The sequence below is a fragment of the Caballeronia sp. SBC1 genome (genome assembly GCF_011493005.1).
Taxonomy (GTDB): Bacteria; Pseudomonadota; Gammaproteobacteria; order Burkholderiales; family Burkholderiaceae; genus Caballeronia.
This window is the reverse complement of sequence record NZ_CP049158.1, coordinates 1,621,553-1,636,463: the sequence shown is the minus strand read 5'-3', so window position 1 is coordinate 1,636,463 and position 14,911 is coordinate 1,621,553. Positions and strand designations below refer to the sequence as shown.

The following is a 14,911-nucleotide window of genomic DNA, read 5'->3' as shown; positions in this document are numbered from 1 at the left end:
CGCGTGATGTGCTTGTATGTCCTTGCGCCCAAAATATGCTGCTGGTCTAAAAGTGCAAGACAGGCCGTCAGCCAAAACCACCTCCCATTTTTCAAACAGCAGGAGAGACGATGCCAGACCTTTTCATGGAATGCGGCGCTACGTCTGCCAAAGACCTCATTGCGGCTCAGCAAGCCGATGGTCTGCCCCGCACCGATCCGTCCATGGCCGGCGTGGACGCCGACGCCATCGTTGCATTCCTGAATGACGTCGAAGCAGCCGGCCTCGACCTGCACGCCTTCATGCTTCATCGTAACGGCCGAGTGGTTGCCGAGGGCTGGCGTTGGCCGTATCGGCCCGACCGGCCGCGAAACCTGCACTCGGTCGTCAAGAGTTTCACCGCGTGTGCGATCGGACTCGCGCTCGAAGAAGGTCTCTTCAAGCTCGACGACAAGGTGGTCTCGTTTTTCCCCGAGCTTATTGTCGAACCGGATCAGGGTTGGCTGACGGAGATGTCCATAGAAGACCTCCTGACGATGCGCGTGGGTCATGCGAGCGAAACGTCAGGCGCAGAGTGGCGATCGCTGAACACGAGCTGGATAGCGGAATTCTTCAAGATCAGACTCGCGCAAGAGCCGGGAACGGCCTTCATGTACACGAGCGCTGCCAGCTACATGTTGTCGGCCATACTGAGCCGCGCGACGGGGGTAACGCTGCACGAGTACCTCAAGCCGCGAATTTTCGAGCCGATGGGCATTGAAGGCGAATCCTGGGATATAGGTCCAGACGGCATCAACCCCGGTGGCAATGGCCTCATCGCGCGAACTGCCGATCTGCTGAAACTAGGCGTGTTGCATGCACAAAACGGCATATGGGAGGGCAAACGCCTGCTTCCCGAAAGCTGGGTCGCTGCTGCAACGACGGCGCACGGCGAGCCGGCCAAATATGGCTATCACTGGTGGACGCGGCCTGACGGCACGTATAGCGCCATCGGCAAGTTCGTCCAGATGACAACGGTGTTCCCGTTGCATGGCGCGACGCTCGCCGTTACCGGCGCGATAAAGGGCAGCGCGAAGCTGTTCCCGTATATCGACCGATATTTTCCGGCGGCCTTTCGAGATCAAATTCGCGATGACATCGAAGACGGGGCTGCCGCCGATGCGCGGCTCAAGGCAAGGCTTGCCGAGTGGCAAAGTCCGGATGCACCGGCACCGTGGAAAGAGCCTTACGAACGGGCCGGTGCGCTCACGGATGGCGCACGCGCACCCGGACAAACGGAGCGCTTCCTGATGCACCCCAACGCCCAGGGCGTGAGCGAATTGCAATTCGAATTCGTCGACGAGACTTGTGTGTTTCGTCTTATCGATGCGCATGGCGAACATGTCATTGCCGCCGGATTTGGCCGGTGGCTGGAGAGCCGCGCCAACATGCCCGGCAGCGATCTTCACCATGGCTACCAGCTCGACAACAGTCCGGTCGTCGCCCGTGCCTGCTGGCTGGATAACACGCGGCTGCAGATGACCTGGATCTTCGCCGAGACCGCTTTTCGGGACACCGTGATCTGCGAATTCTCGGGCAAGACGATAACGTTCAAGCGCGAAGTGAACATCAACGGCGGTGAGCTGCGTCATGAAGACATAACTGGGTCACTCGCCGACTCACTCGCAAGCTAGACAGAGACCAATCAGAGACCAACGGGGAACGTAAATGCATGGCGCGCTTCACGATCCGGCGCCATGCAGCAGGCGTGAATAGGACACCAGCATGCTTGCGAGTTCCTGTGCGACCATGGTCAACGGCGAAGACCGTCGGCTGATGAGACAGACATCGCGTGGATCGAATGCTTCACGAATCGGTATGTTGACGATCGAATTCGAGAACAGCTTCAACTCGACCAGCACGCGCGGCTCGATGGTCAGGTAATCGGATTCGCACACAATGTGCAGCGTCTCTAGCAGCGACTCCGCCGTGATAACGATCCTGGGCTCCCCCAGTTCCTCTGCACGAAAGAGGCTGGTCAGGCGGTTCTCCGCCCCGCCAACAATTCCCGCAGGCCGGATGCTGACCCACTCGCAATCCTTCAGATCGCGAACGGACGTGGCACGCGCCTGGGGGTGACCCTTGCGCGCGATCACGCCTGGCACCGACCGGTAGAGGCGTTCTATGTCGAGATCGACGTCGCTGACTTGCGGCGCGAGCGGACACAGCGCGAAGTCGAGCCGGCCGTCGCGGATCTTCTCGATCAGCATCTTCGTATAGCCGCTGGTCACATGCACGTGTACGCGCGGAAAGCGGGCGATAAAGCGCTTGAGTACAGGCAGCAGGGATTCTGACAGCGGTTCGGACGTAACGCCGAGCGCGATTTGCCCTTCGGGTTCGCCCGACGACTGCTGCATGTCCTGCATCGCGCGTTGGCAATCGCGAATGATCGCGTTCGCGCGAATGAGGAAGGTCTCGCCCAGGCTGGTCACGCTGATACCCTGATGCGAGCGGTTCAGCAGCGTCACGCCAAGCTCGGCCTCAAGGCTCTGGATTGCTTGCGTCAGCGTGCTTTGCCCAATGTCGAGCGCCCTTGCCGCAGCACGGAAGCTGCCTTGCTCCACAACCGCGCAGAACACCCGGAGCTGGATCAACGTCATGAAAAACCCTCTGGAATAAGTGCACCGCTCGCCCGATCCTATGCCATGCCGGACGGCGGGAGCGATGCGTTCGGCTTGTGCCAAGCATAGCCTTCCAGAAAGCCCACGTGTACCGCTGAATCCCGATGCCCCGATGCCTCAATGCATCGATACCTCATGCAGCCTGAAAGAGGCCTCGTGCGCGTTCGTCGCTTTCGGTGGTGCCGGACGATGCCACGAGCGAGTAGAGGTCCTTGCAGTTCGACGGTTGGGCGATCAGGTCAATCTGCGTGCCAATTCCCTCAGTGCGCACAAGATCGTTAAGGTAACGCAGCGCCGAAAAGTCTTCCAGAGCGAACCCGACTGAATCAAATACCGTCACCTGTGCATCTGATTCGCGGCCTTGTACCTCACCGGCCAGCACGCGCCAGAACTCGATCACGGGCGAGTCGGCGGGAAGCTGCTGGATGTCGCCTTCTATGCGCGTCTGCGGTTCGAACTCCACCATTACGCGCGCACCGTTCAGCACGTCGGCATGCAACTCGGTCTTGCCGGGGCAATCACCACCCACGGCGTTGACATGCATCCCCGCTTCAATCATGTCGGGCGTGAGAATGGTTGCGTTGGTTTTATCGGCGGTCACGGTGGTGACAATATCGGCGCCTTGTACGGCCTCGCGTATCGATGCCGCCCGCGTGAGCGTCAGCCCCTTGATGCCGGACAGGTTGCGGATGAGTTTCTCGGTGGCGGCGGGGTCCGTGTCGAACACGCGAATATGCTCGATGCCAAGCATATTCTTGAACGCCAGCGCCTGGAATTCGCTTTGCGCGCCGTTGCCAATCAGCGCCATCGACTTCGATCCCGGTCGCGCCTGGACGCTTGCGGCGAGAGCGGAGGTGGCCGCCGTGCGCAGTGCCGTCATGATGGTGAACTCGCTGAGGAGCAAGGGGAAACCGTTGGCAACGTCGGCGAGCACGCCGAAGGCCATCACGGTCAGCATATTGGTGCGGGTATTGTTGGGATGCCCATTGACGTACTTAAAGCCGTACAACGCGTGATCGGCGACGGGCATCAGTTCAATGACACCCTCGGGCGAATGCGCCGCTGTGCGGGGAGATTTGTCGAACTCGGGCCAGCGCAGGTAGTCGGCGCGGATGTAGTCGGCGAGGGTGTGAATGAAAGTTTCCGGGCCGATGGTGCGAAGCAGTTGCCTGATGTCGTTGACGTCGATGTATCGAGTCATGGTGCGTTCCTGGACGATGAAATGAACTTGAGGGGCTACATGGGTGTGTCAATGTGCGTTGCTATGCAAGCTTGCAACCGATGCGTGGAAGTCAGGCGCCGAGCAGCTTGCCGGTGCGTTGAGGCGTCGCGCCAGTGACGCGGCCAAGCGGATCGCCATGCTTAACGTATCGCACGTCGCGGCGCATGTAGAACACGCCGCGGGTTTTGCTGTAAATGGTGGTGGTCTCGCCGCTCGTTGCATCGATCACGTCGAAGAGCGGCTGGCCTACTTCGATCACGTCACCAAGCTGCGCGCGATGCACCAGGATGCCGCTTGCGGGCGCGAGAAACTGCTCGCTGCCAGCAAGCGGGGTGGCGGGGCCGGCAAGCTCCGGCAACGGCGGCGCAAAGCCGTCTATGAAGCCTTGATGCGTGAGGTAGTCGATGATCGCCTGCGCGTCCTTCCGCGCCATGACATACGACACATCACGCTGACCGCGATGCTCGACCGTGACGGCCACCGTGCCGGTCGGAATCGGATAGTGCGCGCCGAATTGCTGCTTCAGTTGCCACCATGTCAGGCTCTGCGCTTCATCGAAGGAGCTGGCTCCAGAGTCGTATGCCAGCAGCGAGGCCACCGCGCCGAGGTACCGGGCGAGTGGTTCCGCTTCGGTCCAGATCGCCTGGCCCGTGTAGATATGCATGGCGGCTTCGCGTGAACAATGCAGGTCCAGCACCACGTCTGCGTCGTGCGCGAGCAGCATGAGCTGGCGTTGCAAGCCGTCGAACAAGGTGGCCGGTTGTTGCGTAATCAGCGCTGCTTTCCAGGCTTGGCGAATGATGACGAGATTTTCGTCGGCATCTTGCGTGAGCTTGCCTGCGAGCGCCGCCGCAATCTTGCTGGCGAGCATGGGGAAGTCGCGGTTGTAGTTGCGGCCGCTGGCGAATTCGAAGCGGCCGACGGGAGCGCCGAACAACCACTGGCTCAGTCCAAGCGGATTGGCGTTGCAGACCAGCACGATTTCACTACGAAGCTTGCCGTCGTCTTCAAGACGGCGCAACTGTTCGAGCAGCGTGAGTGCAACCATCACACCCGGCGTTTCATCGGCGTGCAGGCCGGCCTGGATGTACACCTTTTTGCCAGCACCACTAGCACCGAATTCGTGACTCGTCAGATGGTACGCGGCGCCTGCGGTTGCGTGGGGCAAGGCATGGGAGGTGCTGTTCATAAGAAGGAAAAGAGGCTCGTAGTAGCGGCAAGGTCATCTTACGGGGAGTTCGGGCGGCGCAGAAGGCGGCCTGACCGATCGGGATCAGCCTGGCAGATCGCCTGCCGCACGAACCTGAAGTCGGGTTTGTGTCACCATCAGAATCAGGCGCTCACGCCTCGCAGAAGGCGCGAGTAAGACACGAGCATGTTGACCAGTTCATGAGCGACCGTGGTCAACGGCGACGCGCGGCGCCTGATGAGGCAGACATCACGCGGATCGAATGCTTCTCGAATCGGGATGGTGACGAGCGACGGCGAAAAGAGCTTGAAGTTGGCTAGTACCGCCGGCTCGATAGTCAGGCAATCGGTTTCGGAAACAATGTGCAGCGTTTCCAGCAACGACTCCGCCGTGAAGACGATGCGCGGCGGTCCGAGCGCTTCAGCCTTGAAGAGGCTGAGCAGCCGGTTCTCGGCACCTCCGGCAATGCCTGCGGGCCGGATGCTGACCCAGTCGCACTCCACCAGTTCGCGCACGGACGTGACACGCGCTTGGGGATGACCCTTGCGCGCGATCACACCTGCGTCCGACCGGTACATCCGCTCGATGCTGAGATCGACGTCGCTTACATGGGGCGCGAGGGGACATAGCGCGAAGTCGAGGGCGCCATCGCGGATCTTTTCGATCAGCATTTTCGCGTAGCCGCTGGTCACATGCACCCGCACGCGCGGAAACCGTTCGATGAAACGCTTGAGTACCGGCAGCAGGAATTCCGCGAGCGGCTCGGAGGTCACGCCCAGTGCGATGTGTCCTTCCGGTTCTTCCGATAACGGCCTCATGTCCTGCGTGGCGCGCTCGCAATCACGGATGATCGCGTTGGCGCGGACAAGGAAGGTTTCGCCCAGGGCGGTCAGGCTGATGCCCTGATGCGACCGGTTGAGCAGCATGACGCCCAGCTCCGCCTCCAGGCTTTGGATCGCCTGGGTCAGCGTGCTTTGCGCAATGTCGAGCGCTCTTGCCGCGGCGCGAAAACTGCCTTGCTCGACGACCGAACAAAATGCCCGGAGCTGGATCAGCGTCACGATGAATGCACCGCTTCAAGCGCGATGCGGTGATCCATAAAAGTCGGCGTGGACGTGAGCGTACGCGCGACAACGTCGACCAGCACAGGCAGGTCGCGCCCCGCCAACTCGGCGTTGAAATACTTGCGGGACGGATCGATGTCGTCAGGCACGGTGCGCGTGATGACCTTGAAGCCGTCATCGCGATTTCCCCGCAGCTCGGGCACCGCTTGAAGGAGTCGGCGGGTGTAAGGGTGGCTCGGATTATCGAAGACGGCGTTGCGCGTTCCCTCTTCAACAATATGACCCCGGAACATCACCAGCACGCGGTCGGCAATCTGCTCGACCACGCCGAGATCATGCGAGATCAGCAGGCACGCAAACCGGTAGCGCTGCTGCAGCGAAACGAGCATGTCGAGAATCTGCTTCTGCACGGTGACATCGAGTGCGGACACGGGCTCGTCCGCGATGATCACGGCAGGTCTGCTTGCCAACGCGCGTGCAATCGCCACACGCTGGCGCTGACCGCCGGAGAGCTGATGAACGAGGCGGCCGGCGAACTCACCCAATCCCACGTCATCCAGCGCATCCGCCACTCGCTGGGCGCGTTGCGCGCGGCTCAAGGTCTTGTCGAGCCGCAGCGCTTCGCTAATCAGCGCGTCGACCCGCATGCGTGGATCGAGTGAGGAGTAGGGGTCCTGGAACACCATCTGGACCGAGCGGCGCGCGGCTTGCATTGCGTCGTGACCGGCGTTGAGGAAGGGCAGCCCGTTGAGCAGGATCTGCCCTTGCGCGGTGGGCGCGAGCCCGAGGATCGCCTTGGCGATACTTGTTTTCCCGCTGCCCGATTCACCGACTATTGCTACTGTCTCGCCCGCCTGCACGCTGAACGATGTCGGATGCACGGCCCGTGCGAGAATCTTCCTGAACCACAAACCGGGCACCCGGTAATCGATTGCCACATCCTTCACTTCGATGACCGGCGGCGCCGATGAGCTGGGTGGGCTCAACGCGTCCTCGTTATCGGCGCGTCTTGGCAGCGCTTCGAGCAGCTTCAGCGTGTATTCGTGCGAGGGGCGTGCCAGTACCGTCGCCACCGCGCCGGTTTCCACGACCGAGCCGCGCCGCATCACGAGCACTTGTTCCGTGTAAGCCGTCACCAGCGCAAGATTGTGGCTGATGAAGATCAGCGCGGTGCCTTCCTCGCGCGTGAGTTCGATCATCAGGTCGAGCACTTCTTTCTGCACCACGCAATCGAGTGCTGTTGTCGGCTCGTCTGCGATCAGCAGCTTGGGGCGCAGCAACATCACCGCGGCGAGCAGGATGCGTTGCCGCATGCCGCCGGAAAATTCGTGCGGATAACGCTTCATGCAGCCAAGCGGGTCGCGTACACGGACTCGCTCAAGCATGGCTATAGCCTGCAAACGAGCAGCGCCACGAGCGATCGAACGCCGCCGCATGAGTGCCTCAGTCAACTGGTCACCAATGCGGATGGCCGGGTTGAGCGAGACCATCGGTTCCTGAAACACCATGCCAATGCCCGTGCCACGCGTAGCCAGCCATTGCGCGGGCGTATTGCCGAGGACGTCACGACCCTCGAAGCTGATGGTTCCCGAGACGATCTCCGCACGCTCCGGCAGCAAGCCGAGCAATGCGCGGCCGACCATGGTCTTGCCGCTGCCGGACTCGCCCACGAGTGCAAGCGACTCGCCAGCGTTCAACGTGAAATTCACGTCGTGCGTGACCTGTTTGATCGCGCCTGTTTTGTCGGGGAAACCTATCGTCAGGTTGCTTACCGTCAGCAATGGGGGTTGAACAGGAGCCGTCATCACATTCCCCCCTTCATGCGCGGGTCGAGCAGATCGCGCACCCCATCGCCGAACAGATTGATCCCGAACAACGCAAGCGAAATAGCTGCGCCGGGAAAAAGCACGACCCAGATTGCCTGATCGATTGCTGTGCGCCCGTCGGCAAGCATGCCGCCCCAGGTAGGTTCGGGTGCGGGCACGCCAAGCCCGAGAAAACTGAGCGCGCTTTCGGCAAGCAGCGCCGAGCCAAACAATGAAGTCGAAAACACCAGCAGTGGTGCCACGCAATGTGGCAGGACATGGCGAAGCAGGGTCCATGCGCCGCTATTGCCCATGGTTCGCGAAGCGACCACGAAGTCGCGCTGGCGCAGCGACAGCGCCGCGCCGCGCGCAATGCGGCTGACTGAAGGCGTATAAGCGAGGCCGAGCGCGACCACCACTCCCCATTTCGAAGGCCCGACGACGGTCATGATGCCCAGCGCGAGCAGCAAGCCGGGGAACGCCATCAGCGCATCGATCAGCATGGCCGCAAGCCGGTCGAACCAGCCGCCGGCGTAACCGCAGACAGCGCCTATTGACGTTCCGGCGAGCAACGCGAACAGCACGGAGCAGACGCTGACGGTGGTACTGACGCCGGCGCCCGACATGATCCGGGACAGGATGTCGCGGCCGAATTCGTCGGTGCCGAACCAGTGATGCAGCGAAGGCGGCGCGTAACGTGCGTGAATATTGACGTCGAGGGGACCGTAGGGCGTGTAGACGAGATTGACCACCGCGATGAGCAGCAAGAGGCCGACGAGCACGGCTCCGATCACGAGGTTGGCGCGCCGGGCGCGCTTGGGAGAGGAGGGCATGGGAGAGTCAGAGCTTGAGGCGTGGATCGAAGATCGGGTACAGCAGGTCGACAACAAGATTGGTCAGCACATACAGCAGTGCGATCACAAGAAGGCATCCCTGCACGACGGGATAATCGCGCGAATAGATACTTTCCACGAGCAGGCGGCCCATGCCCGGCAGTGTGAATACGGTCTCGATCACGGCGCCTCCCGCGAGCAGGTGACCGAGCACGAGACCGATCACGGTGAGCGTGGGACCGAACGCATTGGGCAGCGTATGGCGCAGCAGCACGCGCCGTTCCGACAAACCTTTGGCACGTGCGTGAGCGATATATTCCAGCCGCAGGACTTCGATGCTGCTCGCTCGCATCATGCGTGTCACGACCGCGATTTCTCCCAGCGTGACCGCTATGACCGGCAGCACAAGGTATTTGAACGATGCCCAGCCGGCTTGCGAAAACGGCTGGTAGCCGAAGGTAGGAAGCAGGTGCAGCTTCACGCCGAACAACCAGATGAGCAGGATGCCGGCCCAGAAACTCGGTATGGATACCAGCATGATGCTGCCCATGACCACTGCGAGATCGCCGCGGCGGTTTTGCATCCAGGCAGCGAACAAGCCGGCGGGAATGGCGATCAGGCAGGCCAGGAAAGTCGCAGCGAGCACGATCTCCGCGGTCACGGGAAAGGTTTCGCGAATCAGTTCCAGCACCGGCTGATGCCGCACGATCGACATGCCGAAGTCGCCCGAAAGCAGATGCGATACCCAGATCGCGAATTGCGCGGGGATGGACTGATCGAGACCAAACGAGTGGCGCATTTGTTGCAGCAGCACCGGGTCGTTGAGGTCGCCGAGCATGAGCGAAGCCGGGTCACCGGGAATGGCGCGGATCATGCCGAACACGAGCAGGGTCACGATGAACACCGTCGGGACCGCCATCGATATGCGCTTGATGATGTAGCTGAGCATTGGCTTGCCTAGTTCTTCGTCACGTTGGAAAAACGCTTCAGGCGCAGGGGCCAGGTTGTCACACCCTGCAACCGGTTGCTCACAAGCGTCAGGTCGGGTGAGTCGTACAGCACGATCATGGGCACGTCATCCATCATCATCTGGTGCAACTGTTCGAAGGCCCGCTTTCGGGCGGCGGTGTCGGTCACGCCGTCGATGCTATGCAGCAGCGCGCGCGCCTTGGGGTTCTCCCACTGCACCATGGGATTTTTGGACTTGTCGCCGAGTACATCGCCGTACATCAGCGCAGGCTCGAGGCGCGCCGAGTAACCAAACGACATCAGCTGGAAATGCCCCGAGCGGAAGTCGTTGACCTGGGTGCCCCATTCGACCACCTGCAACTTCACGTTAATACCCGCCTGCGAAAGCAGTGACTGCAGATACACCGCGGTCGAGTACATGTGTGCGTAACGGCGGTTGGTTTCGAGCGTCAGCGTCTGGCCTGCATAACCGGCTGCCGCGAGCAGACGCTTCACCTCGGGGAGGTTTTGCTTATATCCCACTGCGTCGCCGGCGGTATAGAACGCTTCGGCATCCGGCGTCAGCGATGAGTTGTAGTGCGCCAGGCCACCGCTGACTGCGTTCACCACGCCCGGCAGATCCACCGCAAGCGCGATCGCGCGCCGGATGCGGACGTCGGCGAGCAAGGGATCACGCGTTTGCATCAACAAGGCAGCAGGATCGGCCCCTGGTCCTGCGATCACATGCCAGTGAGGATCGGCGGGCGGCAGGTTGTTCTCCGATACATTCATCTCGTCGATCTGTCCGGACATGAGCGCGGAGAGTTGTGCCGCTTCATCCGGAATGGCGACGAAGCGCACGTTCGCCTGCGGATGCTTGGCGCCTGCCAGTCCGCTTGGTGGCTCAGTGCGTGACTGGTATTGAGTGAAGGGTTTCAGCAGAACGTATTGCCCTTGTTTCCACTCGCTGAATACGAACGGACCGGTTCCCACAGGCTTCAGCCACGCCCCGTTCTTGTCGAGGCTTGCAGGACTCAGGATGGCGAGCGGGCAGCGGGGTTCCGTCATGTGAGTGAGAAAGAGTGCGGACGGCCGGTCCAGTTCGAACACCACGGTATGCGGATCGGGTGTGTTCACCGCCAGCACCTTCGGACCCCGGTGTCCGTCATAGTTGCCGCGGCAGACGTAGCCCGACTGCGGCTTCATGAAGTACTCGTAGCTCCATTTGACATCGGCGGAGGTGAATGGCGTGCCGTTGTGGAACAGCACGCCATGACGCAAGTGAAATGTGTATTGCTTTCCGTCCGGCGAGATGTCCCAACTGTCGGCAAGCATGGGCGCGACCGACAAGTCGCCCTTGAGCGCCACCAGCGACTCAACCACGTTAGCGAGGATCTCGTCCGTAAATGTATTGCGTAACACGTTGCCCGGCATGGACGTTGTTGTGTCGGTGTTGATGGCAAAACGGATTTCGGGAAGCGCCGGTGCAGCGACGCTCGGCTGCGCCCATGCGCGGGCGGGCAGGGCTGCGGCTGCCAGCGTTGCCACAATTGCCGCACGCTTCATGGACGGAACCCAGCGGTTTCCCACGCGGCGCGCTGCAAGTCGGTGAGGCGCGGGAAATCGGGAATTACCGTCAAAGGGAGTCACCATCAAAACGTCCTTCGGGAAGGGGATTGCACAACGCCATAACCATGCGATGAATAGATAGGAAGCGATCGTAGAAGCTCATATTCGCATTGGGAAGAGCAGTCCTGCCGATCGGTGGCCGAAATTCGGATCGCCCGGGAAAACAGCACTAGACACGCAGTTATTGATGTGAAGGGGCCTTGGGCGAGAGTGATCGCGCAGTAAGGGAAAACTGGGTATCGGGCGTGCAGATCATGATCGTCAGAAGTGTTCTTCCTTTCAAAAATTTTTCTACCTACGATTGCGGCATTGCTTCAGCGTGCCTGATGTCCGGTTGATCCTGAGGCCGCATCCCTCTTTTATCCGACCCCGTTCGCATCAGATGCCGTGCCCAGCCGGGAAGGGCATTAAATGAGAAGTTAGGAAACCAAAATAAAAATCAACCCATCTTTTAACCGTCAACTGAAACCACGATATCCCATGAAAAGAAAACTCATCGCGTTAGGCGCATTTGGCTTTGGCCTTGTCGGCAGTGTGCACGCGCAAAACAGCGTGACCCTTTACGGATTGCTCGACGACGGTTTCGTCTACAACTCGAACGCCAAGGGAACCCGCCAGTATGAAATGGCGGCAGGCAACCTGGAGGGCAATCGCTGGGGATTGATCGGCTCGGAAGACCTTGGCGGCGGACTCAAGGCGATCTTCCGGCTGGAAAATGGCTTCAACATCAACAGCGGGGCGCTGGGTCAGGGCGGGGCCATGTTCGGGCGACGGGCTTACGTGGGTTTGTCGAATCAGTATGGCGTGGTCACGATAGGCCGCCAGTATGACGCGCTGACCACCTATATGGCGCGATACACGGCAGGCGGCGCAGGCGGGGACGGGGTGGTTGCATCGTGGGCCGGCGTGTACGGCGTCCACCCCGGTGACATGGATAACCTCGGCGGCACGAATCGCACGAACAACTCCGTCAAGATTGATACCGAGTCGTTTCGCGGGCTGCAGGCGCAGGCTTTCTATAGCTTCGGCAATGCGGCGGGCAACTTCACGAGCAACCAGACCTACAGTTTTGCGACATCCTACAGGAGCGGTCCGCTCGACGTGGGTGTGGCCTACGACAACGTGCGCGATCCCAACTACGCGCTGTACGGAGATAATTCAAATTCGAATACCGCAAGCTCCACTAGTTCGCTCAATATGAGCAGCCCGGTTTATAGCGGCTTCGCTTCGGCGCACACATTGCAAATTGTTGCCGCCGGTGTCGGCTATCAGATCGGCGCATTTCGCCTGGGCACGGAATATAGCAATGTGCAGTTCCAGAACATTGGCACGGAGTCGGGAACCGGCCTCAACCCCGGCAAACTCTCGGGAACGGCCCGGTTCAATATAGGCGAAATCAACGCGATCTATCGTGCAACGCCTGCCCTGCAGCTTGGCGCGGCCTTCGCCGTCACGCGCGGCAGTTCAGTCGGCACCATCTCCGGCGCGCACTATAACCAGACCGATATTGGCGCGGACTATGCTTTGTCGAAGACGACCGATCTCTACGCGGTCGGGATCTATCAACTGGCAAGCGGGCATGATTCGACCGGCAAGGTGGCCGTGGCGACGATCGCAAATCTGACGGCGTCGAATAACAACAAGCAGGCCGCGGTAACGCTCGGTATCCGGCATCGCTTCTGATACGAAAGCGCCGATGAACCATGATGGTGTCCATGCTGCGCAGCGGCTGCGCAACTTCCAGATGCGAAGCCGCGGCTTGCTGCAAGGCGACAACACGCAGCTAGTGCTGGGATTCATCGGCGATAGCTGGGTTCGCGGTTCAGGCTTGCCTGCACTCGGCGACGCCAGCCGCACGCGTTATTTCATGCCGGGCCTGACGGTCGCGCTTCAGCGGCTCTATGGTGACGCCGGCGGCGGCTGGTGCGGGCTTTCATATGCAACGTCCAGTGACAGGCGTGGTGGTTCGGCGAACCCGGACCGCCTTTATCAATCCGGTAGCGGTGACTGGACAACAAGCAAGAACGACCGTCCGGTAGCGGACCTTTGTACGAGCGTGAGCAGTACACCGGGCGATACCATTCGCGTCACCAATATGTCGGGACCCACGAGTGAAGTAAGGCTACATTACTTGCCGGGCGGCGTGATTGATTATCGATGGAACGAGGGGCCGTGGATACGGTTTGATCTGCGTACAGCAGACCATGTCACGAGGCTGACGGGGTTTCCGAGCGTGGGCGCATGGACGCTGGACATCAAGGTAGCGTCGGGCGTGGTGGAGCTCGCCGGGATCGAACACCGGAACGACAATCCGGGCGTCCGCATTCACAATCTCGGTGCAGGGGGAAGTACTGCGCTGGATTGGTCAAGCGTCAACCCAGCAACATGGCAAAGAGCCATAGCGGCGCTTGATTTACAAACAGCACTGACGTTCTTCGGCACGAATGACCAGAAGCGGATCACGCCGCAAGAGCACGGCTCAAGTCTTGCAAGGCTGGTGCGCTCGCTTAGAGCAGCGGCGCCGGACGTAGATATCGCGCTGGGGACGTCACCGGAAAGCGGCGACATAACCCCGCCACGGCCCGGCCGTCCCATGCGCTTGTATATGGCCGAGGCTCGACAACTTGCAATCGATCAGGGGCTGTGCCATATCGATTGCCAACCCGCTTTCGGCGATGTCAGCGACTACAGGTACTCGGGACCCCGTCCGTTGCTTGATGATTCGCTGATCCACCCGTCGGTAGCCGGCATGCGCGTGATTGAATCGTTTTATCTTCGCGTGCTTGGCCTCGGTGATGCTTAGGCAGCCGTACTCGAATCCGAACCCTCAGGACGCAGGCGCAACCGATGCGCCGCCAATCTTGTGTCGTTGCAATGAGTCCGTTACGAAGCCCGACGCTTTCATCTCTTCCACGAAACGCCGGAGGTATTCAGCCGCTGCATTACCGCGGCTCTTCGGCAATCCCATTGCTTGCTGGATCACCATGAAGCGCTCGCCGAGCAACCGAAGGCCCGGCGTTTTCGCGGCATCGCTTTCAAGCTGTTGTTTCACGCCTGCGGCGACCTCGATCCCCTGTTCGAGAAACGTCTGCACCACGGTAGGCGACGAAGGCGCGCGAACGATCTGTGCGTGCTTGAGTTCCCGCGATAAAAACAGGTCATAAGCGCTGCCTTTACCGACTGCGACGCGCATGTCCGCATGGTCGACCTCGCTGTTGTGCTGAATTGGAGAATCGTTGCGGACCATATGAAAGCCTTCGATCAGCACATACGGCGCAGTGAACGCAATGCTTGCTCCTCGCGCTGGATCGATTGCGAAGAAGCCGATATCCGCGCGTTCGTCGCTGACTGCTTCAACGGACTTTCCGGCGGTATCGAAGATCACGAGATCGATGGGTAGAGCTAGACGCCTGCCGAGTTCCCTCGCGAGGTCGATAGACACACCGACCGGCTCGCCAGTAGCGGGATCCTTGTTAGCGAGAATCGGATTGCCCAGATTGATGGACGCCCGCAGCGTGCCGGTGGGCGCGAAAGCGGAGAGCACTGATGAGTCGGTCGTCATGGTGTCTTGAGCAATGGAAG

The 14,911-nt window shown here is 60.6% G+C and carries 12 protein-coding genes; 3 read left to right on the top strand and 9 right to left on the bottom strand.

Features of this window, described 5'->3' with window-relative positions; translation table 11 throughout:
• Positions 1-110: 110 nt before the first annotated feature.
• On the top strand, positions 111-1,652 hold the full coding sequence (locus SBC1_RS34135; protein ID WP_241202329.1) for a serine hydrolase: 1,542 nt from the start codon (positions 111-113) through the stop codon (positions 1,650-1,652).
• A 48-nt stretch (positions 1,653-1,700) separates the two neighbouring features.
• On the opposite strand, the gene SBC1_RS34130 is transcribed toward SBC1_RS34135, so the two are convergent.
• The 8 genes from SBC1_RS34130 to SBC1_RS34095 form a co-directional block, all read right to left on the bottom strand.
• Complete coding sequence (locus tag SBC1_RS34130; protein WP_165104707.1) at positions 1,701-2,618, bottom strand: LysR substrate-binding domain-containing protein; 918 nt, start codon at positions 2,616-2,618, stop codon at positions 1,701-1,703.
• A 154-nt stretch (positions 2,619-2,772) separates the two neighbouring features.
• A complete protein-coding gene (locus tag SBC1_RS34125) occupies positions 2,773-3,840 on the bottom strand; it encodes an ornithine cyclodeaminase (protein WP_165104706.1) in 1,068 nt (355 codons plus the stop codon).
• A 91-nt stretch (positions 3,841-3,931) separates the two neighbouring features.
• Positions 3,932-5,050, bottom strand: a complete 1,119-nt coding sequence (locus tag SBC1_RS34120; protein WP_165104705.1) for a succinylglutamate desuccinylase/aspartoacylase family protein — start codon at positions 5,048-5,050, stop codon at positions 3,932-3,934.
• 143 nt (positions 5,051-5,193) lie between these two features.
• Positions 5,194-6,111, bottom strand: a complete 918-nt coding sequence (locus tag SBC1_RS34115) for a LysR substrate-binding domain-containing protein (RefSeq protein ID WP_165104704.1) — start codon at positions 6,109-6,111, stop codon at positions 5,194-5,196.
• Positions 6,108-7,919, bottom strand: coding sequence for an ABC transporter ATP-binding protein (locus tag SBC1_RS34110; RefSeq protein WP_165104703.1), 1,812 nt, complete (start codon positions 7,917-7,919; stop codon positions 6,108-6,110). The genes SBC1_RS34115 and SBC1_RS34110 overlap by 4 nt, the downstream gene beginning before the upstream one ends.
• The gene (locus tag SBC1_RS34105) at positions 7,919-8,752 is read right to left on the bottom strand and encodes an ABC transporter permease (protein WP_165104702.1); all 834 of its coding nucleotides are present in this window, start codon (positions 8,750-8,752) and stop codon (positions 7,919-7,921) included. The genes SBC1_RS34110 and SBC1_RS34105 overlap by 1 nt, the downstream gene beginning before the upstream one ends.
• A 7-nt stretch (positions 8,753-8,759) precedes the next feature.
• Positions 8,760-9,701, bottom strand: a complete 942-nt coding sequence (locus SBC1_RS34100) for an ABC transporter permease (RefSeq protein WP_165104701.1) — start codon at positions 9,699-9,701, stop codon at positions 8,760-8,762.
• Between the two features lie 8 nt (positions 9,702-9,709).
• Entirely contained in the window at positions 9,710-11,353 is a 1,644-nt protein-coding gene (locus SBC1_RS34095; RefSeq protein ID WP_241202328.1) for an ABC transporter substrate-binding protein, read from the bottom strand.
• 456 nt (positions 11,354-11,809) lie between these two features.
• Between SBC1_RS34095 and SBC1_RS34090 the strand changes: the two genes are divergently transcribed.
• Together SBC1_RS34090 and SBC1_RS34085 are read left to right on the top strand one after the other, a co-directional pair.
• Positions 11,810-13,012, top strand: a complete 1,203-nt coding sequence (locus SBC1_RS34090) for a porin (RefSeq protein ID WP_165104700.1) — start codon at positions 11,810-11,812, stop codon at positions 13,010-13,012.
• A 13-nt stretch (positions 13,013-13,025) separates the two neighbouring features.
• Positions 13,026-14,132 (top strand): SGNH/GDSL hydrolase family protein, encoded by a 1,107-nt coding sequence (locus SBC1_RS34085; protein ID WP_165104699.1) that lies wholly within the window; start codon positions 13,026-13,028, stop codon positions 14,130-14,132.
• 24 nt (positions 14,133-14,156) lie between these two features.
• On the opposite strand, the gene SBC1_RS34080 is transcribed toward SBC1_RS34085, so the two are convergent.
• On the bottom strand, positions 14,157-14,891 hold the full coding sequence (locus tag SBC1_RS34080) for an ABC transporter substrate-binding protein (RefSeq protein WP_165104698.1): 735 nt from the start codon (positions 14,889-14,891) through the stop codon (positions 14,157-14,159).
• Between the last annotated feature and the right edge of the window lie 20 nt (positions 14,892-14,911).